Raw genomic sequence first — 22,903 nt, 5'->3', positions numbered from 1 at the left:
TCCGCGACAATCGCAACACCGGTAGCTCCTGTCTCGTCAAACCCATTGTCGCTGAGCGTTTTTGTCACTCCTACACCACTGGTCTCGCCAGGCTCAGCTGTCCAGTGCCCGCCTATGAGCGACTCTGTCGCTGATAGCTGGACAACCCGAAATCTGTGACAGACGAGGCGAAATAGCGTCTACGTGACGCAAGTACAGAATGGGCTCGTGGCACAAGGGGCCCCCGTTATTCATGTGGCGATTGTCGCTCGATTGTCGCTGATAGCCGGGCAGATCGGCATGTGCTCGCCGGCGCCGACACACCGACACACCGCCGCGCCCACAACAGCAAGCGCGTCAGATCATCTCGTTCTTGGTCAGCCAGCGCATCACCGGCCAGCCGACGAACACCGGCAGCCAGCAGGTCAGCACCCGGTAGAGCAGCACCGCCGGCACGCCGATCGCGGCGGGCACACCGAAGGCGGCCAGACCACCGATCAATGCGGCTTCCACGGCGCCGACACCGCCGGGGGTGGGGGCGGCCGAGGCCAGGGTGCCGCCGACCATGGTGACCACCGTGACGGTGACGAATGACGTGGTGCCGCCGAACGCCTCGACACTGGCCCACAGTGCCAGCGCCGCACCGAGGGTGGTTCCGGCCGCGCCCAGCACGATCAGCGCCAGGCGTTGGGGTTCGCGGGCCAGCTTGATCAGGTCGTCGGTGACTTCCTTGAGCTTGGGCCGCAGCGAGGAGGCCAGCCAACGGCGCAGTTTGGGCACCGCGAGGAAGGCGCCGACGAGGCCGAGGGCGAGACCGGCGATCAGGTAGAGGATCGTGGCGCTCGGTACGAAGTGGCCCAGGTCGGCCGAGGCGCCGGCCAGGGTGCTGAACAGGATCAGCAACAGCACGTGCACGATCACCTGCACCGACTGCTGCAGTGCCACCGCCGCGGTGGCGCGCGCCGTGGACAGCCCGCCCTTTTGCAGGAATCGGGTGCTCAGGGCCAGGCCGCCGACACCGGCGGGCGTGGTGGTGGCGGCAAACGTGTTGGCCACCTGCATGATCGACAGGTTGCGGAAGCTCACCAGCCCGTCGGCACAGGCCCACAGCGCGGCCGCGGCGCCCACGTAGGTCAGCGCCGAGACGGCCAGCCCGAGCAGGGCCCACGACCCGTCCATGGTGCGCAGCTCGGAGAAGAACGTCGGCACCGTGCTGATGAACGGGTACGCCACATAGACCAGGGCCACCATCAGCACCAGCTGGATCACCTGGTTGCGGGTGAACCGGGTGATGGTCTCGGCCTGGATCTGGTCGGCGCCGGTCTGGTGTTTCACCTCGTCGCGGGCGGCGGTCATCACGGCTTTGGCGTCGGGGATGGCGTCGCGCACCCGGCGCGGCACCGCGGCCTTGGTCAGCCGGCGCGACGCGGTGAGCACGGCGTCGCGGCCGAAAGTCTCGATGGCCGCGGACACCGCCGAGGGCGGGTCGTAGAGCGCCGTGGTGGTGACGAGCAGCTGGGCGATGTCGGACTGCAGTTGGGCGTCGGTGGCCCCGTATTCGGCGCTGCCGAAGCCGCCGAACAGCACCGCGCCGTCGTCGACGGTGATCTCCTTGCTGCGCAGGTCGCCGTGGGAGATCTGGTGGTCGTGCAGGGTGCGCAGTGCGCTCCACGCCCGGCCGACGGTGATCTCGTCGGTGCACTGGTCGAGCGGGACACCGCGTTTGCGGTTGTGCGCGTACAGGGTCCAGCCGCGGTCCAGTGCGGCCACCGACATGGTGGAGGTGCTGGCCAGGCCGAGGTCGCCGATCGCGATGGCCATCAACGCCCGGTGCTCGACCGCGCGGCGCATCGAGGTCTGCAGGGGTGCGGTCTCGTTGGAGCGCAGCCGCAGCTTGCGCCATACCTGCCGGACCGCGCCGCCGCTGCGCTGGTTGGGTCCGTAGAGCTCGATGACGGCGCTGGAGTCGGGGTCCTGGGAGGCCGCGTCGAGCATAAGGGGCCCGGTGCCGGCCGGGCGTACGACGGTGAACGCGGAGACGACGAAGCCGCGCCGGGCCAGGGCGCGCACCGCGCCGTCGAGCGGGACCTCCAGGGCCGGGGTGCCGACGATCCAGACCACCAGGGCCCCGACGAACCAGCCCGCGGACAGACCCAGCAGTGAGCGGGCCGGCACCACGGCGCTGACCACCAGGTGGATCGGCACGAAGGCCAGCAGCAGCGTCCACCACCAGCGCCGCAGCCGGCGTGACAGCCACGGCCCGGACACGGTGAGCACCGCGGCCAGCATGCCGATCCAGCGCGGGTCGTCGAGGAACTGCGACAGCTGGGAGTCGAGCCGGTCGGTCAGGTCGAAATGCCATCGGGGGGCGGCGATGCCGTTGGCGGTGATCGACAGCGACAGCATGGTGATCAGGGCCGCGGCCGCGTATGCGCCGAGCAGTTTCCACTGCCGGCCCAGGATCAGGCTGACCAGGATGACGAACGGCAGCGCCAGGATCGCGATGCCGTAGGCCAGGTACACCAGGTTGGACTGGGTCGGCGTGAGCACGCCGACGATCTCGGAGATCGATTTCTCCAGCGCCACCCATTCGTAGCGGGTGATCAGCGAGCTGGTGATGACGGTGGCCAGGAAGATCGCGGCCAGCGTCAGGCGCAGGATGTCGTTGGTGCGGCGGGTCGGAGGTTGCAGCAGGCTGCCGGTGACGGTGATGTCCCGTCCGTCAACGCGCATGCTCCCCCTTTCTCCGCGTGTCCTGAGTTCGGGACAAAGGTAGCCGTACCGGATGCCGAGTTCGGCCATTGGTGGCAATCTGGACCGTTACGAATTCACATCGGTCCCACCTGTCACGGCGGGGTGTGATCTGGGCCGACAACGGCAATCGATGTGAGGTAACTTCGAGCGAACTGCCGACGCCGGATAGGCCGTCCCCGAGGAGTCAACGGTGGATGCGACACCCTTCGGCCACTATCAGCTGCAGAAACTGATCGGCCGCGGCGGGATGGGCGAGGTCTATCAGGCCTATGACGCCGACACCGACCGGATCGTCGCGCTCAAGGTGCTGCCCCCGCACCTGGCCGCAGATACCACCTTCCAGGAACGGTTCCGCCGGGAGTCGCACGCCGCTGCCGGGGTGAGCAACCCGCATGTGGTGCCGATCCACGGCTACGGCGAGATCGACGGCCGGCTGTATCTGGACATGCGGTTGATCGAGGGCCGCAACCTGGGCGCCATGCTCACCAAGACCGGCAAGCCGTTGGACCCGGAGTTCGTGGTGGGGATGATCGGCCAGGTGGCCGAGGCGCTGGACAGCGCACACCGGGCCGGGTTGATCCACCGCGACGTCAAGCCGTCCAACATCCTGATCGCCGACAATGACTTCGTCTACCTCATCGATTTCGGGCTGGCCCGCACCGCGGGGGACGCCGGCATGACGACTGCGGGCAGCACCCTGGGCACGTTGGCTTACATGGCCCCGGAGCGGTTCGACGGCGGCAAGGTCGATCCGCGCTCGGATGTCTACGCGCTGGCCTGCGTGCTCTACGAATGCCTCACCGGCGAACGGCCCTATCCCGCCGACAGTCTCGAGCAGCAGATCGCCGGGCACATGGTGTCCCCGGCGCCGCGGGCGTCGGACAAGGACCCGCGGTTGGCCGCCTTCGACGAGGTGATCGCCAAAGGTATGGCCAAGAAGCCGTCGAAGCGGTATCAGAACGCCGGGGAGCTGGCCGCCGCGGCCCGGGCCGCGCTCGCCGTCCCGGTGCGCGTGACGGGCCGTTCGGGGCGGCACTCGGCGCAGCGGGTACCGACCCGGCGGGTGTCCAAGAAGCTGGCCGCGATCGCCGGGGCGACGGTTCTGGTGGCGGCGCTGGGCGCGGTGGGATTGTGGCAGCTGCGTGCCGGCGGCGGGTCTGTGCCCGGGCCCAGCCTGGCCGATTCGGCCTCGACCACCGGGCCGGCGCCGGCGCCGACGGGCGCAGTGGACGATGTCGCGGCGACGGTGCCGGCCGAGGTCCGTGAGTCAGGTCGCCTGGTGATCGGCGTGAACGTTCCGTACGCGCCCAACGAGTTCAAGAACTCCAGCGGCGAGATCGTCGGGTTCGATGTCGATCTGATGAAGGCGGTGGCCCGCACCATGGGGTTGGCGCCCGAGTTCCGCGAGACCGGTTTCGACGCGATCCTGCCGTCGGTGGCCGATGGCAGCTTCAACGTCGGCATGTCTTCGATCACCGATACCGCCGAACGCGAAGAGCGGGCCGACTTCGTCACCTATTTCCAGGCCGGCACCATGTGGGCGCGGCGCACCGGGAGCTCGGCCGATCCGGGTTCGGCGTGCGGCCTGCGAGTTGGCGTGGCGCACGGCACGATTCAGGACACCGCGGAGATCCCGGCCAAATCCGATGCCTGTGTGGCCGCCGGGCTGCCGCCGGTCGAGGAAGTGGTGCGCACCCATCAGGACGAGGTGACGGCGGCCTTGGTCGCCGGCGAGATCGATGCCATGACCGCCGATTCCCCGGTGGCCGGGTTCGCGATCAAGCTCAGCGGCGGGGCGCTGGAACCAGCCGGTGAGGTGTTCGACGCCGCGCCCTACGGGTGGCCGGTGGCCAAGGGCTCGGGTTTGGCCGAGTCGCTGCGGTTGGCGCTGGAGCACGTGATGGACTCCGGGGAGTACCGCACCATCGCCACCATGTGGGGTGTGGAGAAGGGCATGATCAACCAGCCCGTGATCAACGGGGCGTTCCGCTAGCCCGGCGTTCGCGCAGGTCACCGCCGCCTGCATCGGGTGGCGTGCCTCGCCGTTTTTCACCCCTGGGCGGTAGATCGGCTCGGGGCGCAGCCCTGCGGTAGAAACCGGCGCGCCGGCAGCAGCCCGTTCGCAGCCACCCGACGCCGTTCCCCCGATCGGGGGACATGCGATTCCTCCGGTCCAGGGGCCGGTCGGTCGATACAGCCGCGCCCGGATGCGGCGCATTCTTATTTCAACGCCGGAACACCCCGGAAGAAATACGAAAAGCCTTATCCGACAAAGGAGTCGACATGGACACCATCGCCCGCCGCATCGCCGCCGGTTTCGTCCTCGCCGCCGCCCCCGCCCTGATCGCCCTGGGTGCCGCCACCGCCCACGCCGAGCCCTCGGCCGCCGATGCCGGCCCGTCGGTGGGCGCGCATCAGGCCTTCCCGCACCAGCACAACTTCCCGCAGCCCGGCTCGGCCACCCATCACCGTCACCAGCGCAACCACGCCAAGTAGGCCTGGGGGAGGGCAAGGCCCGGACGCAGCCGGCGTCCGGGCCTTTTGCCGGGTGGCCGGGGCTCGTAGGGTGCAGGTATGGACGCCGACGCGGCACTCCCACCGGGGCCGCGGTTGCCCCGCTCGGTGCAGGCAGCCTTGATGCTGCGGTACTGGCCGCGGTTCGTCTCGGCCTGTCGCCGCCGCTACGGCGACGTGTTCACCTTGCGGGTCGCCGAGATGGGCACCCTGGTCTATCTGGCCGACCCGGACGACATCAAGGTGGTATTCGCCGGAGATCCGGCGATATTCCATGCCGGGGAAGCGAATTCGATGCTCAGCAGCCTGCTGGGCGACACCTCGGTGCTGGTGATCGACGAGGATGCCCACCGTGAGCGTCGCCGTCAGATGCTGCCGCCGTTTCACCGTGACGCGGTGGCTCACCAGGTGGAGGTGATGCGCGAGATCGCCGCGGCGAACATCGCGGGCTGGCCGGTGGGCGCGGAGTTCCCGGTGGCCCCGAAGATGGCCGAGATCACCCTGGAGGTCATCCTGCGCACCGTGATCGGGGCGTCGGACCCGGCCCGGCTGGCCGCGCTGCGCGCCGTCATGCCGCGGCTGCTCAGCGTGGGGGCCTGGGAGTCGTTGGCGCTGGCCAGCCCGGGCTTGCTGCGCCGGCGCCCGTGGCGGGCCCTGGAACATCGCATCGAGGAGGCCGATCGGCTGCTGTACGCCGAGATCGCCGATCGTCGGGCCGATCCGCAGCTGGAGCGTCGCACCGATGTGCTGGCCATGTTGGTGCGGACCGCCGAGGGGCACCCGATGACCGACCGGGAGCTGCGCGATCAGCTGATGACGCTGCTGGTCGCCGGGCACGAGACCACCGCGACCGCGCTGTCCTGGACGCTGGAGCGGTTGACCCGGCACCCCGCGGTGCTGGACAAGGCCGTGCACGCGGCCCGCAGCGGCGACGACGACTACCTGGACGCGGTGGCCAAGGAGGCCCTGCGGGTCCGGCCGGTGGTGTTCGACGTGGGCCGGGTGCTGACGCAGCCGGTCGAGATCGCCGGGTATCGGTTGCCGGCCGGGGTGATGGTGGCCCCGGGCATCGGGCTGGTGCACGCCCGCTCCGACGTCTACCTCGACGCCGACCGCTTCGACCCGGACCGGATGCTCACCGCGACGCTGGGGCCCACCACGTGGTTCCCGTTCGGCGGTGGCAACCGGCGGTGTCTGGGGGCGACGTTCGCGATGGTCGAGCTGCGGACGGTGCTGCGCGAAATCCTCTGCCGGGTAGATCTTTTCACCACCACCGCGGCCGACGAACGGCAGCGGGTAAAGCATGTCACGCTGGTGCCGCACCGCGGGGCCCGGATCTGCGTGCGGACTCGGCGGGAACGCTTCGAGGTGCAGCCCCGGGCGGAGTCGGCCCGGCGTCAACCGATCCGGTAATCGGGCAGGTCGACATCGTCGCGCACGGTGCCGGCGAACAGGCCGGCGATCGGGCGTCCCAGGTTCATCGCCCGCAGCGCCACATCGCGGAACCACAGCCCGAACCGGGTTCGGGTGGCGAAGAAGCCGAGCATCCGTTCGGCGCCGGCCTGCTTGCCCTCGATGAACGGCCGCAGCCGGGCTTCGTAGCTGGTGAAGGCGCGGCGGTGGTCGCCATCGGCCAGTGCGAGTTCCCCGGCCAATGCGTAGGCCTCGGTGATGGCCAGGCCGGTGCCCTCACCGCCGAGCAGCGAGATGCAGCCCGCCGCATCGCCGATCAGCAATACCCGATCATCTGACCAGCGGTCCATCCGGATCTGGCTGACCACATCGAAGTAGAGGTCCGCCACGTCGTCGACGGCGGCCAGGATCTCCCGGCAGTCCCAACCGGCGTCGTCGAAGTGCTTGTGCAACTGTTCTTTTGGGGTGCGTCCGCAGTCGTCGTGATCGTCCCGGAACACGAACAGGAACATGGTGCGCTCACCGCGCAGGGTGAACTGCCCGATTTGGCGGCCCGGGACGCTGTAGGTCAGGTAGGCGTCGGAGCTGGCGCCGGGCCGGCAGCCGTCGACCACGCAGGCCGCGACCTTGCAGCCCAGGTAATGCTCGAACTGCTCCTCGGGCCCGAACACCAGGCGGCGCACCGTGGAGTGCAGGCCGTCGGCGCCGATCACCAGGTCGACATCGGTGGCCGGACGGTGCTCGAAGCTCAGGTGCACCCCGTCGGGGCGCTGGTCGATGTCGGTGATGCTGTCGCCGAACACGGTGGCCACGTCGTCTTCGACGGTGCGGTAGATGGCGGCGGCGAGGTCGCCGCGGGGCAGGCTGGTGAAGTCGTTGCCGATCATCCGCCGGAACACGTCGACGCGCAGTTCGGCGCGGGTGGCGCCGTCGGCGCCCAGCGAACGCACCGCCTGCACGTCATAGCCCGCGGCGCGGAGCTCCGGTTCGATGCCCATCTTGCGGGCCACCCGATAGCCGATGCCCCAGAAGTCGATCATGTAGCCGCCGGTGCGAAAGGCCGGTGCCCGTTCGATCAGGATCGGTGTGTGGCCGGTGCGGTGCAGCCAGTGCGCGAGCGCCGCCCCGGCGACGCCCGCCCCACTGATCGCGATGCGCATGACAATTCGATGCTACGCAGTCGGGCCCGGCGCTGCGGTAACCCAGCGATGTCCCGTCGGGTGTCACCCTGGCGTGCCAAGCTGGGGTCATGGCTGTCAAACGTGCCCCGCAGCGTGCCGACCTCGTGCTTTCCGGCGGCGGCGTCAAGGGCATCGGCCTGGTGGGCGCCGTCGTCGCACTCAAGGACGCGGGCTACGACCTGGAGCGGATTTCGGGCACCTCGGCGGGTTCACTCGTCGGCGCGGTGGTGGCCGCCGCGACCCAGCAGGGTGAGCTGTCCAGTGACGAGCTGCGCGAGCTGGCGTTGAGCGTGCCGTACCGCAAATTCCGGGACAGCGGGCCGATCCAGAGCATCCCGGTGCTCGGCACGGCCTGGGGGCTGCTGCGGGAAACCGGGATCTATCGTGGTGATTTCGCCTACGACTGGATTCGCAGCGAGCTGAAGAACCTGGGCGTCAAGACTTTTGGTGATCTGGCCATCGACGACAAGAACTTGCTGCCCGAGCGGCGCTACCGGCTGGTGGTCACCGTGGCCGATCTGACCACCGGGCAGCTGGTGCGGCTACCGTGGGATTACCGGCGGGTCTATGGGCTGGACCCGGATGAGCAGCTTGTCGCCGACGCGGTGCGGGCCTCGATGGCCATTCCGTTCCTGTTCCAACCGGTGACCCTGGAAACCGTTGCGGGGCAACCATGCACGCTGGTCGACGGTGGGGTGCTGTCGAATTTCCCGATCGATTCGTTCGACCGACCCGATGGTGCCGAGCCGCGCTGGCCGACGTTCGGGGTGGCGGTGGTGCCGTATCTGCCCGCGCCGTCGGCGCAGCAGCTCATCCCCGGGCTGGGGCTGCTCGGTTGTGCCACACCGACGTTCCTGGAGAGCCTCATCACCACGATGCTCGTCGGCCACGACCAGGCCCATCTGAGTCAGCCGTGGGTGAAGGTGCGCGCGATCCAGGTGGATTCGACCGATGTCGGGGTGCTGGATTTCGATATCAGCCGCAACGAGGCCGAGGCGCTCTACGCGAAGGGGTACGCGGCGACGACGGAGTTCCTGGGCAGCTGGGACTGGTTCGGCTATCTGGACCGGTTCCGGCGGGCCCATCGGGTTCGGGGTTAGGCGGGTCCGCCGTCGCGTAGCTTCACCATCCGCGTCGTCGAGCTCTCGTCCAGTTCGACGGCATCGGAGCGGGACCGCAGGAAGTCACTGAACGACTTGAACCCCAACGACTTCTCGCTGAACGACGGATCCATCCGTTTCATCTGCGCCTTGACTGCCGAGTTGTGCAGCCACTCGACGTCGTCCTTCTCCAGGCCGATCTGCAGGGCGCGGGTGAGCAGCGCGGTGGCCTGCTGCTGTGGGTCGGGTTCTTCCTTCTTGCGTGAGCGTTTCGGCTGTGCGGCGGCGTCCTGCGGGGTGGGGGTGGGGATGCCGGGCAGTGCGTCGTAGACCACGAACTCGTCGCACGCGGCGGCCAGCATCCGGCTGGAGGCGCCGGCCACGCCGATGCCGACGACGTAGCGGCCCAGCCGTTTACAGCGCTGCGCCAGCGGGATGTAGTCCGAATCGCCGGCGACGATCACGACGTGGGTGAGGTCGGGCAGCCGGAACATGTCCTCGACCGCGTCGACGGCCAGCCGGATGTCGGCGCCGTTCTTGCTGTATGCGGCGGTCGGGAACAGTTGCACCAGGTCCACAGCCCGGCCGACGAGTTGCTCGCGGTAGCCGGCGTTGACGTCCGACGACCAATCCGCGTACGCGCGGGTGAGCACCAAGGTGCCGAAGGAGGAGGCGAAGTCCAGGATCGCGGCGACGTCGACGGTGGCCTGGGCCAGCTTGCCGGGGTCCAGGCCCTTGGCCTTGTCTTTCTGAAAGGAGTTGCGTCCGTTCACCTGGTCGTAGCGGGAAATGACGATGTTGTCGAAGTCGAGGTAGACCGCGACGCGGGTGGCGGGTTCGGTCATGGTCACAGTCTGGCAAATGCCACCTGCATGTGTATATGCGGTTCTAAAGTGGGAATTACTTTCTGGATGGGTCCGCTCGCTCAGGAGAATCGGGAATACCGCACATGCGCGCGAAGGCTGCAGGTCGATTCGCCGATGTGGTCGTCACCGCGATCGCGTCGACGACTTCCCTTGCGCCCGATGCCGAGGACACCTGGGCGCTGCTGTTGGAGGGTCGAAGCGGTATCCGCGCCTTGGAGAAGCCGTTCGTCGAGGAGTTCGACTTCCCGGTGCGCATCGCCGGGCAGCTGACCGAGAACTTCGAGGACAGCGTGAGTCGGGTTGAGCGGCGCAGGCTTTCGTACATGGGGCAGATGTCCACGGTGCTGGGTCAACGGCTCTGGGACAGTGCCGGTGCGCCCGAGGTCGACACCCGGCGGCTGCTGGTCTCGATCAGCCAGGCCCTGGCCACCACCGAGGATCTGATCCTGCAGTACGACACCTGGAAGGAGAAGGGCCTGCGGGCTGTTCCGCCGACGGCGATCCAGAAGTACATGCCGAATGCGCCGGCGGTGGCGGTCGGGCTGCAGCGCGGCGCCAGGGCCGGGATGATCTCGCCGTCGATGGCCGATGCCTCAGGCGCGGCGGCGCTCGCGCAGGCCTGGCGGCACGTCATCCTCGGGGACGCCGACATCGCGATCTGCGGCGGCGTCGAGACCTGCATCGAGGCGGTGCCGATCGCGGCTTTCCACCGGCTGGGCATGATGTCGGCCTACAACGAGGACCCGGAGGCGGCGTGCCGTCCGTTCGCCAAGGACCGCGACGGCATGGTGTTCAGCGAGGCCGGCGCCCTGATGCTGATCGAAACCGAGGAGCACGCCAAGGCCCGCGGGGCCCCGATCCTGGCCCGGCTGATGGGCTGCGGCAGCACCGCCGACTGCTATGACCCGATCCAGCCCGACCCGACCGGTATGCGGGCCGGTGACGCCATCAGCCGGGCCATTGAGCTGGCCGGCCTGGCCCCCGAGGACATCGACCACGTGAACGCCCACGCCACCGGCACCGAGTGCGGCGACGCGGCCGAGGCGCGGGCCATCCACCGGGCGTTGGGGCGCCACCAGCCCGCGGTGTATGCGTCGAAGGGGGCGCTGGGGCACTCGCTGGGGTCGGCGGGGGCGGTGGAGGCGGTGCTGACCGTGCAGGCCCTGCGCGACGGAGTCATCCCGCCCACCCTCAACCTGAAGAACCATGATCCGCAGCTGAACCTGGATGTGGTGGCCGATCAGCCCCGGCGCGGCACTTACCGGTACGCGGTCAGCAATTCCTTCGGCTTCGGCGGCCACAACGTCGCCTTGGCCTTCGGTGCCTACTGAGGTGGTTTGGTGAAGCTGAACTGGCCGACCTCCGAGAGGCCGCGGCGGAAGAAGTCGGCACAGCCGGTGATGTAGCGCAGGTAGCGGTCGTAGACCTGCTCGGAGGTGGTGGCGATCGCCTCGGCGCGATGCGCGATCAGATTCGCCGCCCAGGTGTCCAGGGTCCGCACGTAGTGCTCGTTCATCAGCTGTGGATCCTCGTCGGAAAACCCTGCCGCCGTGGAGAAGTCATGCATGTCCTCGTCCGACGGCAGCTGCCCGCCCGGGAAGATCTCCTTGTAGATGAAGCGGGTGAACTTCATGTCGCTCAGCGTGATCGGGATGCCGTGCTCCCGCCAGTAGTTGATCGGGTGGGTGAAGATCGTCTCGATGACCATCCGCCCGTCGTCCGGCAGTACGCGGTGGGTGGTGTCGAAAAAGGCGCCGTAGCGGGACTTTCCGAAGGCCTCGAATGCCTCGATGCTGACGATGCGGTCCACCGGCTGGTCGAACTGTTCCCAGCCCTGTAGGCAGACCTGGTGGGAGCGGTCGGTGTCGACCTGGTCCAAAAGGCTTTGGCAGTAGGCGTGTTGGTTGCGGCTCAGGGTCAGTCCGATGACGTTGACGTCGTAACGCTCCAGTGCGCGTTTCATCAGCGCACCCCAGCCGCAGCCGACGTCCAGCAGCGTCATTCCCGGTTGCAGCCCGAGTTTGTCCAGCGCCAGGTCGATCTTGGCCATCTGGGCTTCTTCCAGCGTCATGTCGGTGTGCGTGTAGTACGCGCAGCTATAGGTCCGTGACGGGTCCTGAAAGAGCCCGAAGAAGTCGTCGGACAGGTCGTAGTGGGCTTGAACATCTTCGAAGTACGGCCGCATCTGGACCGTCCCCGCCATACCGTCGGCCATGCGCAGCAACCTCCCGGTGTTACGTTTTTTCGCAGGTGAATTGGCAAACGTCGGTGTAGCCGTCGCGGAACAGGTCGGCCTCGGTCGCGTGGTCCCGCACCATCGCGATGAGCGGGATCCGGCCGCCGGGATAGATCTCGGTGACGATGAACCGGAAGAAGCGCATCAGCGACATGGTGGTCGGCAGACCCAGCTCGGCGACCTCTTCCTTGCTGGTGGAGACGATGGTGTGCAGCAGCATGACGCCGTCGTCGGGCAGCAGCGCATAGGTTTTCTTGAAGTAGTCGGGGTACTTCTCGAAGCCGAAGTGCTCGAATGCCCCGATCGAGACGACCCGGTCCACCGGCTCGTCGAAATCCTCCCAGGCCTGCAGGCGCACCTCTTTGTGCCGGGGGCTGTCGGACTCGGCGAACCGCCCTTCGATGTGGGCCAGTTGGTTGTGCGACAAGGTCAGGCCGATGACGTTGACGTCGTACTTGTCGACGGCCCGCAGGATGGTCGAGCCCCAGCCGCAGCCGATGTCGAGCAGCGTCATGCCCGGTTGCAGCCGGAGCTTGCCCAGTGCCAGATCGATTTTCGCCATCTGGGCCTGTTCCAGCGTCATGTCGTCACGCTCGAAGTAGGCGCAGCTGTAGGTCTGGGTGGGGTCCTGCCAGAGCCGGAAGAACTCGTTGGACAGGTCGTAATGCGAGCGAACTTCGTCTGCCGTCGAACCCTGTCGTTCGCCGGGACGCGCGCCGATGAAGGTTGTTGCGGTCGTTTCGTGGTGCTTGGTTTCTGCCACTATCCGCTCCGTACAGCTGTGGATTCGGTAGCTGACCTGGCGCACCGCTTTCTTCATACGCCGTTTTGCGACGTTACTCCGCTGAAATTGTTCGTGACAGCGGTTTACCGAACTCGCTGCAATGGGCTCAGTTGAACGCCGTGCTGCCGGGCACGCCGTGCGTGGTGCTGATGAGCTTGGCGTAGCAATGATCTCGATCGAACTCGGAGAGGCGGCACCAGCCCAACGCGCCGCTGGCGGCGTCGAAGGAGATCGGTGCGATGGTCACCCAGAAGTTGGCGGCGTCGAACGTCGACCAGTCGCCCGACCACAGCAGCTTGGCCCCGTAGTCCCGACGCAGTTGCAGGTGCTCCTGCAAGGTCCTCGCGTTGTCCCACACCACGCCTTCGGCGACCATCCCCAGCCGCTTGGAACTCAGTTGCGGCACCCACCGATCGGCGCCCTCGGCACTGACGACGGCATGGTCGGCGCCGGCGAGCTGGCGCAGTTGGGCCAGGCTGGAGTCGACGGATTCGGGCTGGGCCGTCGGCGTGTGGGTGGGGGTGGGCGGCTTGGGTGGTATCGCAGTCGGTGGCGCCGAGACCGTCTTGTACACGGTCGGGGCGGCGACGGTGACCGGTGCCGCCGTGGAGGTGGGTGGCGAGTCGCCGGGCCGGGCCGAGTTCTGTTGCAGCAGCAGACCGATGACCAGCCCGACCGCACCGAGCAACAGTGCCGACACCACGCCGACGACGGCGATCGGCACCAGTGACGGGCGGGATTGCGCGGGCGGTGGCGGAGTCTGTGCCGAGGCGAATACCGGTGGTGAAAATTGCGGTGCCAGTTGAGTTTCGGCACTGGCAGCGATCTGCACGGCAGTCGGGTTCAGCGCACGTCGGGCTGCCGATGCCAACTCGGTGGCGCTGCGGTAGCGGTCCCCGGGTTGCTTGGCCATGCCGCGGGCGATGACGTCGTCGAGGGCCGGCGACAGTTGCGGTCGGGCCGTACTCGGATGGGGTGGCGGCGTGGACAAGTGGGCCGAGATCAGCCGCTCATAGCTGTTGACGGGGAACGGCGGCGCTGCGGTCAGGGCCTCGTAGAGCACGCAGGCCAGGGAGTAGATGTCGGCCGCGGGTGTGCACGGCGCGTCGCCGAAGCGTTCCGGGGCGATGTAGCCGAGCGAGCCGATCTGCATGCCGGCCTGGGTGAGGCTCGGATCGCCTTGGGACTGGGCGATCCCGAAGTCCAGCAGGTAGGCGAAGTCCGCCGCTGTCACCACGATGTTCTGCGGCTTGACGTCGCGATGGACGAGCCCTTGCGCGTGCGCCGCGTCGAGTGCGGCCGCGATCTGCTCGACGATCGACACCGCGCGCTGCGGGTCGAGCGGGCCGTTGCCGAGCAGTTCGTGCAGGGTCTGCCCGCGGACCAGACGCATGTCGATGAACAGGTTTCCGTCGATCTCGCCCCAGTCGTGGATCGGTACGACGTGCGGTTCCTGCAGGCCGGCGGCCGCGTGCGACTCGCGCAGGAAACGGGCGCGGAACTGTGCGTCCTGCGCGTATTCCTCGCGCAGGATCTTCACCGCGACGGTCCGGTCCTTGTCCAGGTCGACGGCCTCGTAGACCTCGCCCATGCCGCCGCGACCCAGCAGTGCGGTGAGCTCGTACCTGCCGAACCGGGTGCCGGTGCGCGAGCTGATCTCAACCATTTGTGGGCCTCCTCGAAAGCGAACAGGCCAACGTAGCGGGAGCCACCGACAACTGGGGTTCACGCCTCATTGGTCACACTGGCACCAGGAAGCGGGTGGTGTGCTGCGGAGTGAAGTTTACTCGTCGTCCGGAGCGTCGTTCTCAGTTTCGGACTGGCCGATGAGATGACGGGACCCGGTGGGGCCGAGCAGTTCCCGGAATGCCTGCACGGTGTAGCCGACCACCATCGAGTCGGTTTTGGCGCGCGCGGTGGCCGACCGCGGCAGGCTGAACAGCGGCCCCATCTCGCCGAAGTATTCGCCGGGCGCCAGGACGGTGATGACTTCCTCACCGCCGCTGGATAATTCGCGAACAATCTCCACCTCGCCGGCGGTCAGGATGTAGATCAGGTCACCCATCTCGCCCTGGGAGAACAGCACCTCACCGGCCTCCAAGGTGACCGCCTCGGAGGTTTCGTGCTCCACGGCGACGTGCGGGATGAGTTCGACCACCTTGTCGGCGAGCGGCAGGATGCGGGTGTCGTGGGTGGCCACCACGACGACGCGGTCTTCGCTGGCCAGTTCACGGATGAGCCGCAGCACCTCTTCGACCTGGATGAAGTCCAGGTGGGCGGTGGGTTCGTCGGCCAAGATCAGCGGCGGGTCCAGGGCGATGGCGCGGGCGACCGCGACGCGCTGTTGTTGGCCGCCGCTGAGGTTGCCGGGCCGGTGCTGCACCCGGTCGGCGAGCCCGACCCGGGTCAGCAGTTCCATGGCGCGTTCGCGGGCGCCGTAGCGGCTGTAGCCAGCGGCGCGCAGCGGCACCATCACGTTCTCCAGCGCGGTCAGGCTGGGCACCAGGTTGAAGGCCTGGAACACGATCCCGACGGTGTCGCGACGATAGTCCGAGAGGGTGCCCTTGGTCAGGGTGGCGACGTCGATGTCGCCGAACTCGATGCGCCCGGCCGTGGGTTTCAGGATCCCGCCCAGGCACGACAACAGGGTGGTCTTGCCGCAACCGCTGGGGCCCAACAGGATTGCCAGTGAGCCGGCCGGGACTTCCAGGTCGAGCCCGTCGATCGGGCGTACCGCGTAGCCGCCGCTGGAGTACTCCACGACGAGGTCTTTGACGAGCAGATCGGCCATGTCAGGGACCTCGGAACGCCAGGGCGGGGTCGACGGTGACGGCCCGGCGCAGCCCGGCCACGCTGGCCAGCAGGCCGATGCCCACCGCGACGATCGGCAGGGCCACGAACGCCGCGGTCGGCACGTCGCAGCGCATCGGGAACGGCGGCCCGAGCACCAGCGACAGCCCGGCGCCGAGCAGGGCGGCCAGCAGGGCCACCAGCACCGCCTGCATGGCCAGCCCGGCCATGATCGAGCGGGTGGCCACGCCGACGGCCTTGAACACGGCGAAGTCGCGGGTGCGTTCCAGGGCCGACAGGTAGATCACCGAGCCGACGATCAACGCCGCGACCGCCCACAACAGCCCGGCCATCAGGCTCATCGCCTGGTTGGCGCCGCGCAGCGGGCGGACCATGTCGTCGATGGCGCCGGCCCGGTCGACGATGCGGAAGCCCGGGGGAGCGGCGCCAGGGGTGCCGACGATGCCGACCGAGGAGATCAGCCGCTGGCCGGAGAACAGGAGTTGTTGCGCGCCGGGCACTGTCAGGTAGATGTTGTCCTGGCCGGCCAGCGCGGTGGAATCGTCGACCAGGCCGACGACGCGGAGCTTGTCTGCGCCCACGTCGATGTCGGCGCCGATCGGGCGGTGCATGGTGGTGGAGACCGCGACTTCGTTGGGGGCCTGTGCAGCGCGGCCTTCTTTGATGGTCGGCGTGCCCGGCCCCCGGTCCGGCACCCCGAACACGTTGACGTTGCGTGGGGTCCCGTTGTTGGGGATCGTCGAGGAGCCGTAGACCATCGGGACGGCGGTCTGCACGCCCGGTAGGCGGGCGGCGCGCTGAACCTCGGTGGGCGGCAATGGCGCTGAGCCCAGGAACGGTCCGGCCGCACCTTCCTTGATCATGAAGTTGTCCAGGCCGAGCGCGTCGACACTGCGTTCGGCTTCCACCCGGAAGCCATATGCCAGGCCGGTGAGCACCAGCGTCATGGCAAAGACCAGGCCGGTGCCGACCACGGCGATCATGAACCGCCGTTGCCGCCACTGCAGATCGCGTAATGCCGCGATCAACACGTTGGTGCCGTCCGCATCTCTTCCGACGTTACCGAGAAGGATGTTGCTGATGTTGGTTGTTGAGGCGATTGATGTGGGAAGGGCTCGTCAGGTCAGGTCAATGGGCGTCCTGCCAGGCCTGCCAGATCTCGGGGCGTAAACGCCCACGGTCGGGAACCTCCAGGCCGGCTTCGCGGGCCCAGGCGCGTACCTCGGCGGTGCTCGGTCCGGTCGTCTCAGCCGGCGCGGCGATGTCTATCGTCACACCTGAAATACGTTGGAGTGCAGCAGGTTCAGTGATCGCCCAGGTGTGCGCGGCGGCGAGGAAGCGATACGTCCACTCCTCGGCGAGCGGGCGGGTCTCGCAAAACACGATCGGCACGTTGGGCCAGCGGACCTGCAACTCGGCCAGTCCGTCGGCGACCACCGCGGGCCGGACGCGGTCGAGTTTGAACAGTTGCGAATAGCGCTCCTCGACGACGACGGCCGCCCGCGGCAGCGCGGCCAGATCGGCAATCTGGTACCGCAGCCGGCCTTTGATCAGGCTGGACACCAGATCGGCCAGGGATTTGCGCTCGACACCGGCGACCAGCCGTCCGTCGACCGCCACGCCGTAATCGCCGCACGGCAGCGCCTTGGCCACGGTGGTGGCTTGCTGCGCGCCGAATCGATAGGCGTAGCGCTCGTGGCTGTCGACGAGGATCTGCAACTCCTCGATGCCCTGGGCCCGCGCCGTCGGGGTGCGGACATTCGGGCGGGCCTGTTTGCGGGTGCGGGGTGACTGCCAGAACACCGCATCACGGCCGCGGGCGGTGGTGAACACCAGCTGGGAGCGGTTTTCTCTGCCTCGGTGCACAATCACGTCGATCGACGCACCTCGACGTTGGCAGGACCGCAGTGGCAGGCGTTCGACGATCTCGGGTTCGCTCGGCCACTCCTCGAGGCTGACCGGGTGGCAATACAGCGCCTTGACCCGCGGCCAGGTGTCCGAGGTGCGAAACAGCAGGTCGCCGCCGGTCTGAGGAATCCGCAGCAGATAGCCCAACCGGGAATCCTCGGCTGGGTTCAGCGCGATGAGTAACTCCGCCACACCACGATTCTGCGGGCGTCGCGCGGGTATCGGTAACTTCGCCACACGCGAGGATGTGGAAAGTGGTCGAACGACGTCTTCTACGAATGTTGCCGAACGGCTACAAGGAGGCGCCGAGAATGCAGATCAAGACGATGGGTGACGTCGGCGCGCTGGTCCGTTCGGCGCGCGCACCGCACGCGGCATGAAGCAAGCCGATCTCGCCGAATCCGTTCCCACTCTCACCATACGGCTCGGGGTGGGGCTTGCGGCAAGGCCCCTGACCTGCTGCAGAATCTGTCGATCCGTGACGAGATGGGGGATGTTGTGACTGGTACGCCGAAACCGTTTGAGGTGCACTCCTCCGGTGCGCTGCTGCACGGCACCAAGGCCGACCTGGCGATAGGGGATCACTTGGTGCCGGGGCGGGAGTCGAATTACCAAGCCGGACGGATCATGAACCACGTGTACGTCACCCGCACCTTGGATGCCGCGGTGTGGGGAGCCGAGATGGCCGCCGGCGAGGGGCGGGGCCGCATCTACATCGTCGAACCCGAAGGTGCGCTGGAAGACGACCCGAATGTCACCGACAAGAAGCTGCCCGGCAACCCGACCCACTCCTACCGAACCCGTGAGCCGGTGAAAATCGTCGGGGAGATCACCGACTGGGTGGGGCATTCACCCGAGCAGCTGCAAGGCATGCGCGATGGTCTGGCTGACCTTCGGCGGCGAGGGCTGGACGTCATCTACGACTGATCTGTCACCGGCCTCCGCTCTGTCACCGGCCTCCGCTCTGTCACCGGCCTCCGCGTTTGGCCGGCGGCTCAGGTCGCAAGTCTTCTTCGGGACACTGTGACGAACGTGCAGCTTTTCCAGGCCAGAATTGCGATATCACCCGGAAACCCTGCACGCTCGCCACAGCGCCGCAGCCGCTACCCACAGCCCGGCGTGCGTGCCAGGTCAGTTCGCTCGATACGGGGATTTGTGCCCACCGGCCGTACCCTTCCATCGTGAACGCGATCGACCCCGACCAGCTCAGCACGTGCCTGCGGGTGCTGTCCGAGGTGCACAAGCTGCCTCCCGACCATCCCGATGCCGTTGCTGTGCGCCAGGCCACCGCCAAGATGTTCAAGGCGCTGAAGAAGGTTCGCCGGGCCGCCGCACGCGATCGGGTGGCGGCCGCTGACCGCGCCGTCATCGCCGCCACCGCCACAGGGGCGCCGGGACGGATCGACGACGAGACCCAGGGTCTGCCGCTGGTGTCTACCGCGGTCGGGGCCAGTGCGGGCACGCTGCTGCGCTCGCGGGCCTGCTACATCTGCAAGAACCATCACACCGTGGTCGACGCCTTCTACCACCAGCTGTGTCCGGATTGCGCCGCGGTCAACCGGGCCAAGCGCGATGCTCGCACCGACCTCACCGGGCGTAGGGCTCTGCTCACCGGCGGGCGGGCCAAGATCGGCATGTACATCGCGCTGCGGTTGTTGCGCGACGGCGCGCACACCACGATCACCACCCGCTTTCCCCACGACGCGGTGCGCCGCTTCGCCGCGATGGAGGACAGTGCCGACTGGTTGCACCGGCTGCGGGTGGTGGGGATCGACCTGCGTGACCCGGCCCAGGTGGTCGCGCTGGCCGACGAGGTGGCCGCGCAGGGGCCGCTGGACATCCTGATCAACAACGCCGCGCAGACGGTGCGCCGCCCGCCGGGTTCGTATGCCGCGCTGGTCGAGGCCGAGCAAACCCCGCCGCCGGCCTTGGTGGACGTGGTCACCTTCGACCATGTCAGTGACGCGCATCCGCGTGCCCTGGCCGGGAGTCTCGGCGAGCACCCGGCGCCACATGCTCCATCAATTCCCGGGTCGCTTCGCTCCTGCCCTCCGGTCACCGAACTGGCCCTGACCGCCCGCAGCGCCTCGCCGGAGCGGATCGCCGCCGGGACTGCCATCGACGCCGGTGGGCTGCTGCCCGATACCGCGTCGGTCAACAGTTGGACCCAACGCGTGCACGAGGTCGACGCGATGGAGCTGCTCGAAGTGCAGCTGTGCAACCAGACCGCGCCGTTCATCCTGGTGAGCCGGCTGCGCCCGGCGCTGGCCGCCTCACCCGCCCGACGCAAGTACGTGGTGAACGTGTCGGCGATGGAAGGCCAGTTCAGCCGCGGCTACAAGGGACCCGGGCACCCGCACACCAACATGGCCAAGGCCGCGCTGAACATGCTGACCCGCACCAGTTCTGGGGAGATGCTGGAGCAGGACGGCATCTTGATGACCGCCGTCGATACCGGCTGGATCACCGACGAGCGTCCGCACCCGACGAAGCTACGGCTGGCCGAGGAAGGTTTCCACGCGCCGCTGGATCTGGTGGATGGTGCTGCGCGCGTGTATGACCCGATCGTGCGCGGGGAGCTGGGCGAGGATCTGTATGGGTGTTTCGTGAAGGATTACTCGCCGGCCAGTTGGTGATAAGTCTACCCTTAGTAGGTAGACTTCTACCATGAGTCTCAATATCAAGAACGAGCGGACGGTTGCGCTGGTGCGTGACCTTGCGCGCCGTACTGGGCTCAGCCAGACCAGTGCTGTCGAGGAAGCGGTGCGCGACAAGCTTGCCGAGCTCGAGCGCGGTCGCAGTCGCGATGCCCGGCGCGCCCGGGTGAACCGGTTGCTTGCCGACTTGGATCAGTCGATGACTGCCCGGCAGAAGCGGCAGATCCGTGCGGAGCAGAACGAGTTGTACGACGATCACGGGTTACCCGTGTGATCGTCGATACGTCGGCGGTCATTGCGATCGCGCTCAATGAGCCAGAACGCGACCGACTGGTCGCTGCCCTGATGGACGCGCCCGATCCGAAGATTTCCGCCGCGACCCTCGTCGAGGTCGCGGCCGTACTCGTCCGGCGGCTCGCACCTGAAGACTTCCGGCGTGTCGAGCGTCTTATCGATCAACTGGGAATCAAGACGGTGTCCTTCGATGCCGAACAAGCTGCCAGTGCGGCGCGCGCCTACCGTGAGTTCGGAAGGGGCAGTGGACATTCAGCCGGACTGAATCTCGGCGACTGCTACTCGTACGCCCTGGCCGATGTGGCCGGCGAACCGCTCTTGTTTGTCGGTGATGACTTCTCGCACACCGACATCAGTGCAGTGGAACTCCGCTGACCGACTCATCCTCGCGCGGTGGTCGATGTCCTGTTGCCGACGCTGTGACGAGCGTGCAGGCTTTCCAGCCAGAACGGCGAGATCACCCGGAAACCCTGCACGTTCGTCACAGCGCCAGCTACCACCTGATGTCCCACAGATCCCGTCCCCTGCGGTCGGCCCGCGACCTGCCTACTCTGTCGGCATGTTGACCGAACTGATCGCTCTCCCCGGCGGCACCTACCGCATGGGATCGCAAGACTTCTATCCGGAGGAAGCCCCGGTGCACGAGGTCACCGTGGGCCCGTTCGCGATCGAGCGGCATCCGGTCACCAATGCACAGTTCGGCGAATTCGTCTCTGCCACCGGCTATGTCACCGTCGCCGAACGCGAGCTGGACCCGGCGGCGTTCCCGGGCGTCCCGGCCGACGAGCTCGTCCCCGGGGCTCTCGTGTTCTGTCCCACCGACGGCCCGGTGAACCTGCGGGACTGGCGGCAATGGTGGACGTGGGCGCCCGGAGCCTGCTGGAAACATCCGCAGGGCCCGGGATCCTCGATCGAGGACCGGCTCGAGCATCCCGTGGTGCAGGTCGCCTACCCCGACGCGGCCGCCTATGCGGCCTGGGCCGGCCGCCGGCTTCCCACCGAAGCGCAGTGGGAATATGCGGCTCGGGCCGGGAGCACTACCACCTACGCCTGGGGCGACGACGTACGGCCGCAGGGGCAGTTGATGGCCAACACCTGGCAGGGCAAGTTCCCGTATCGCAACGACGGTGCCCTCGGCTGGGCCGGCACGTCACCGGTGGGCACGTTCTCGCCCAATGGCTTCGGCCTGCTCGACATGATCGGCAACGTGTGGGAATGGACCACCACCCGCTACACGCCGCGGCACCAGGCCACCCCGCAGGTGTCGGGATGCTGCCCGGCGCCCAACGGGGATCCGACCGTGATGCAGACGCTCAAGGGCGGGTCACACCTGTGTGCGCCTGAATACTGCCACCGCTACCGGCCGGCCGCGCGGTCCTCGCAATCCCAGGACAGCGCCACCACGCACATCGGTTTCCGCTGCGTCACCGACTGAACGAGTGGCGGAAGCGCCGCTAAAACGCCGCCCGATAGCCGCTGGCCTAGGGCTTTGCGATGTAACAGGTGGCGTAACACGCTCCGTATCGCCACCACCTGACATCGATGGCACAGTGAGGTCATGACCCGCCGCCCGCACATCCCGCCGAAGGACTTCCCACGTCCTGCGCCGCGGGAGTACGCCGGAACGCGGGCCGACGCGGCGCGCTGGGCCCGCGATGTGCTGCGCGGCCAGATCCTCGACGGCGTCTACGGCGGGCTGGCCGCGGCGCGACCGATGCTGCCGTCGGAGAACGAACTCGCCGCCGAGTTCGGGGTCAGCCGCAATGCGATCCGCGAAGCGCTCGAGCTGCTCCGGGGCGAGGGCCTGATCACCCGGGTTCAGGGCGCGGGCACGTTCGTCACCGGTGCCAAGCTCAGCCAGCGCATCGACCGGCTGGAAGGGCTGGCCGAATCGCTGGCCGGACATCAACTGCCCGTGGAGAACTCGGTGCTGTCGGTGCGCGAATCGGTGGCCTCGCCATTCGTCGCGGCCAAACTCCAACTGCCGGAGAACGCGCCGATCCTGTTCATCGAACGATTGCGCTCGGTCAGTGGGGTACCGCTGTCACTGGACACCACGTCACTGCGAATCGGGGCGATCCCCGTCGACGCGAACCTGGACAGCCAGGACGTCTTCGCCCTCATCGAGCGGGAACTCGGGATGCGGCTGGGCTGGGCGGAGATGACCGTGGAGTCGGTATCGGCCGACGCCAAAACTGCTGAGCTGCTGCAAATTCGAACCGGGGCGCCACTGTTGCTGCTGCACCGGTTGACCTATCTCGAAGACGGCACCCCGTTCGACTTCGAGACCGTGCGCTACCGCGGGGACCGCTGCTCACTGGTCACCACCGCCGCGCGCGGACCCGATCGATCACCTCAGGCGAATCAGCCGCCTCAGCCGCCAAAGTAGCCGGCGCTTTCCCTTCA

At 67.8% G+C, this 22,903-nt stretch carries 20 protein-coding genes; 11 read left to right on the top strand and 9 right to left on the bottom strand.

Annotated features, from left to right (window positions below; genetic code table 11):
• Nucleotides 1–336 precede the first annotated feature (336 nt).
• A complete protein-coding gene (locus tag FR943_RS22405) occupies nucleotides 337–2,712 on the bottom strand; it encodes a lysylphosphatidylglycerol synthase transmembrane domain-containing protein (RefSeq protein ID WP_217160480.1) in 2,376 nt (791 codons plus the stop codon).
• A 211-nt stretch (nucleotides 2,713–2,923) separates the two neighbouring features.
• On the opposite strand from FR943_RS22405, the gene stpK7 reads away from it, so the two are divergent.
• From stpK7 to FR943_RS22390, 3 genes are all read left to right on the top strand, one after another.
• Nucleotides 2,924–4,726, top strand: coding sequence for a serine/threonine protein kinase StpK7 (gene stpK7 / locus FR943_RS22400; RefSeq protein ID WP_217160479.1), 1,803 nt, complete (start codon nucleotides 2,924–2,926; stop codon nucleotides 4,724–4,726).
• 290 nt (nucleotides 4,727–5,016) lie between these two features.
• The gene (locus FR943_RS22395) at nucleotides 5,017–5,229 is read left to right on the top strand and encodes a hypothetical protein (protein WP_217160478.1); all 213 of its coding nucleotides are present in this window, start codon (nucleotides 5,017–5,019) and stop codon (nucleotides 5,227–5,229) included.
• Between the two features lie 78 nt (nucleotides 5,230–5,307).
• A complete protein-coding gene (locus FR943_RS22390; RefSeq protein ID WP_217160477.1) occupies nucleotides 5,308–6,660 on the top strand; it encodes a cytochrome P450 in 1,353 nt (450 codons plus the stop codon).
• Here FR943_RS22390 and FR943_RS22385 read toward each other — a convergent pair.
• Nucleotides 6,645–7,820: an FAD-binding domain gene (locus FR943_RS22385; RefSeq protein WP_217160476.1), complete on the bottom strand. Its 1,176-nt coding sequence runs from the start codon at nucleotides 7,818–7,820 to the stop codon at nucleotides 6,645–6,647. The genes FR943_RS22390 and FR943_RS22385 overlap by 16 nt on opposite strands.
• A gap of 89 nt (nucleotides 7,821–7,909) precedes the next feature.
• Here FR943_RS22385 and FR943_RS22380 point away from each other — a divergent pair, with 89 nt between their 5' ends.
• Complete coding sequence (locus FR943_RS22380) at nucleotides 7,910–8,941, top strand: patatin-like phospholipase family protein (RefSeq protein ID WP_217160475.1); 1,032 nt, start codon at nucleotides 7,910–7,912, stop codon at nucleotides 8,939–8,941.
• Here FR943_RS22380 and FR943_RS22375 read toward each other — a convergent pair.
• Nucleotides 8,938–9,786 (bottom strand): NYN domain-containing protein, encoded by an 849-nt coding sequence (locus FR943_RS22375; protein ID WP_217160474.1) that lies wholly within the window; start codon nucleotides 9,784–9,786, stop codon nucleotides 8,938–8,940. The two genes, FR943_RS22380 and FR943_RS22375, sit on opposite strands and share 4 nt — an antisense overlap.
• Nucleotides 9,787–9,890: 104 nt before the next feature.
• Between FR943_RS22375 and FR943_RS22370 the strand changes: the two genes are divergently transcribed.
• Entirely contained in the window at nucleotides 9,891–11,138 is a 1,248-nt protein-coding gene (locus FR943_RS22370) for a KasA/KasB family beta-ketoacyl-ACP synthase (RefSeq protein ID WP_217160473.1), read from the top strand.
• Here the strand turns inward: FR943_RS22370 and FR943_RS22365 are convergent.
• From FR943_RS22365 to FR943_RS22340, 6 genes are all read right to left on the bottom strand, one after another.
• Nucleotides 11,132–12,022, bottom strand: a complete 891-nt coding sequence (locus FR943_RS22365) for a cyclopropane mycolic acid synthase family methyltransferase (protein WP_217160472.1) — start codon at nucleotides 12,020–12,022, stop codon at nucleotides 11,132–11,134. The genes FR943_RS22370 and FR943_RS22365 overlap by 7 nt on opposite strands.
• A gap of 19 nt (nucleotides 12,023–12,041) precedes the next feature.
• The gene (locus tag FR943_RS22360) at nucleotides 12,042–12,806 is read right to left on the bottom strand and encodes a class I SAM-dependent methyltransferase (RefSeq protein WP_372448223.1); all 765 of its coding nucleotides are present in this window, start codon (nucleotides 12,804–12,806) and stop codon (nucleotides 12,042–12,044) included.
• 127 nt (nucleotides 12,807–12,933) lie between these two features.
• Entirely contained in the window at nucleotides 12,934–14,484 is a 1,551-nt protein-coding gene (locus tag FR943_RS22355; protein ID WP_217160628.1) for a serine/threonine-protein kinase, read from the bottom strand.
• A gap of 126 nt (nucleotides 14,485–14,610) precedes the next feature.
• On the bottom strand, nucleotides 14,611–15,618 hold the full coding sequence (locus tag FR943_RS22350; protein ID WP_217160471.1) for an ABC transporter ATP-binding protein: 1,008 nt from the start codon (nucleotides 15,616–15,618) through the stop codon (nucleotides 14,611–14,613).
• A 1-nt stretch (nucleotide 15,619) separates the two neighbouring features.
• On the bottom strand, nucleotides 15,620–16,669 hold the full coding sequence (locus FR943_RS22345; RefSeq protein WP_217160470.1) for an ABC transporter permease: 1,050 nt from the start codon (nucleotides 16,667–16,669) through the stop codon (nucleotides 15,620–15,622).
• 97 nt (nucleotides 16,670–16,766) lie between these two features.
• Complete coding sequence (locus FR943_RS22340) at nucleotides 16,767–17,738, bottom strand: ERCC4 domain-containing protein (RefSeq protein WP_217160469.1); 972 nt, start codon at nucleotides 17,736–17,738, stop codon at nucleotides 16,767–16,769.
• 294 nt (nucleotides 17,739–18,032) lie between these two features.
• On the opposite strand from FR943_RS22340, the gene arr reads away from it, so the two are divergent.
• The 6 genes from arr to FR943_RS22310 all read left to right on the top strand — a co-directional run bounded on the left by arr (nucleotide 18,033) and on the right by FR943_RS22310 (nucleotide 22,886).
• The gene (arr, locus tag FR943_RS22335; protein WP_217160468.1) at nucleotides 18,033–18,473 is read left to right on the top strand and encodes an NAD(+)--rifampin ADP-ribosyltransferase; all 441 of its coding nucleotides are present in this window, start codon (nucleotides 18,033–18,035) and stop codon (nucleotides 18,471–18,473) included.
• 254 nt (nucleotides 18,474–18,727) lie between these two features.
• A complete protein-coding gene (locus FR943_RS22330) occupies nucleotides 18,728–20,182 on the top strand; it encodes an SDR family NAD(P)-dependent oxidoreductase (RefSeq protein ID WP_217160467.1) in 1,455 nt (484 codons plus the stop codon).
• Nucleotides 20,183–20,213: 31 nt separating this feature from the next.
• Entirely contained in the window at nucleotides 20,214–20,477 is a 264-nt protein-coding gene (locus tag FR943_RS22325; protein ID WP_217160466.1) for a type II toxin-antitoxin system VapB family antitoxin, read from the top strand.
• Nucleotides 20,474–20,872: a type II toxin-antitoxin system VapC family toxin gene (locus FR943_RS22320; protein ID WP_217160465.1), complete on the top strand. Its 399-nt coding sequence runs from the start codon at nucleotides 20,474–20,476 to the stop codon at nucleotides 20,870–20,872. The genes FR943_RS22325 and FR943_RS22320 overlap by 4 nt, the downstream gene beginning before the upstream one ends.
• Nucleotides 20,873–21,056: 184 nt before the next feature.
• Nucleotides 21,057–21,932, top strand: a complete 876-nt coding sequence (locus tag FR943_RS22315) for a formylglycine-generating enzyme family protein (protein WP_217160464.1) — start codon at nucleotides 21,057–21,059, stop codon at nucleotides 21,930–21,932.
• Between the two features lie 123 nt (nucleotides 21,933–22,055).
• The gene (locus FR943_RS22310; protein WP_218046084.1) at nucleotides 22,056–22,886 is read left to right on the top strand and encodes a GntR family transcriptional regulator; all 831 of its coding nucleotides are present in this window, start codon (nucleotides 22,056–22,058) and stop codon (nucleotides 22,884–22,886) included.
• Nucleotides 22,887–22,903: the final 17 nt, after the last annotated feature.

The organism is [Mycobacterium] fortunisiensis (genome assembly GCF_019050325.1).
Taxonomy (GTDB): Bacteria; Actinomycetota; Actinomycetes; order Mycobacteriales; family Mycobacteriaceae; genus Mycobacterium; species Mycobacterium fortunisiensis.
The sequence above is the reverse complement of the archived record's forward strand: the minus strand, read 5'-3'. Positions and strand labels throughout refer to the sequence as shown.

Excerpts from the sequence above, each read along its gene's own strand:
- FR943_RS22390 (WP_217160477.1), top strand. The coding sequence starts at position 5,308 with ATGGACGCCGACGCGGCACTCCCACCGGGGCCGCGGTTGCCCCGCTCG.
- FR943_RS22380 (WP_217160475.1), top strand. The coding sequence starts at position 7,910 with ATGGCTGTCAAACGTGCCCCGCAGCGTGCCGACCTCGTGCTTTCCGGC.
- FR943_RS22325 (WP_217160466.1), top strand. The coding sequence starts at position 20,214 with ATGAGTCTCAATATCAAGAACGAGCGGACGGTTGCGCTGGTGCGTGAC.
- FR943_RS22350 (WP_217160471.1), bottom strand. The coding sequence starts at position 15,618 with ATGGCCGATCTGCTCGTCAAAGACCTCGTCGTGGAGTACTCCAGCGGC.
- FR943_RS22375 (WP_217160474.1), bottom strand. The coding sequence starts at position 9,786 with ATGACCGAACCCGCCACCCGCGTCGCGGTCTACCTCGACTTCGACAAC.
- FR943_RS22315 (WP_217160464.1), top strand. The coding sequence starts at position 21,057 with ATGTTGACCGAACTGATCGCTCTCCCCGGCGGCACCTACCGCATGGGA.
- FR943_RS22365 (WP_217160472.1), bottom strand. The coding sequence starts at position 12,022 with ATGGCCGACGGTATGGCGGGGACGGTCCAGATGCGGCCGTACTTCGAA.
- FR943_RS22395 (WP_217160478.1), top strand. The coding sequence starts at position 5,017 with ATGGACACCATCGCCCGCCGCATCGCCGCCGGTTTCGTCCTCGCCGCC.
- FR943_RS22370 (WP_217160473.1), top strand. The coding sequence starts at position 9,891 with ATGCGCGCGAAGGCTGCAGGTCGATTCGCCGATGTGGTCGTCACCGCG.
- FR943_RS22405 (WP_217160480.1), bottom strand. The coding sequence starts at position 2,712 with ATGCGCGTTGACGGACGGGACATCACCGTCACCGGCAGCCTGCTGCAA.
- FR943_RS22385 (WP_217160476.1), bottom strand. The coding sequence starts at position 7,820 with ATGCGCATCGCGATCAGTGGGGCGGGCGTCGCCGGGGCGGCGCTCGCG.
- arr (WP_217160468.1), top strand. The coding sequence starts at position 18,033 with ATGGGGGATGTTGTGACTGGTACGCCGAAACCGTTTGAGGTGCACTCC.
- FR943_RS22310 (WP_218046084.1), top strand. The coding sequence starts at position 22,056 with ATGACCCGCCGCCCGCACATCCCGCCGAAGGACTTCCCACGTCCTGCG.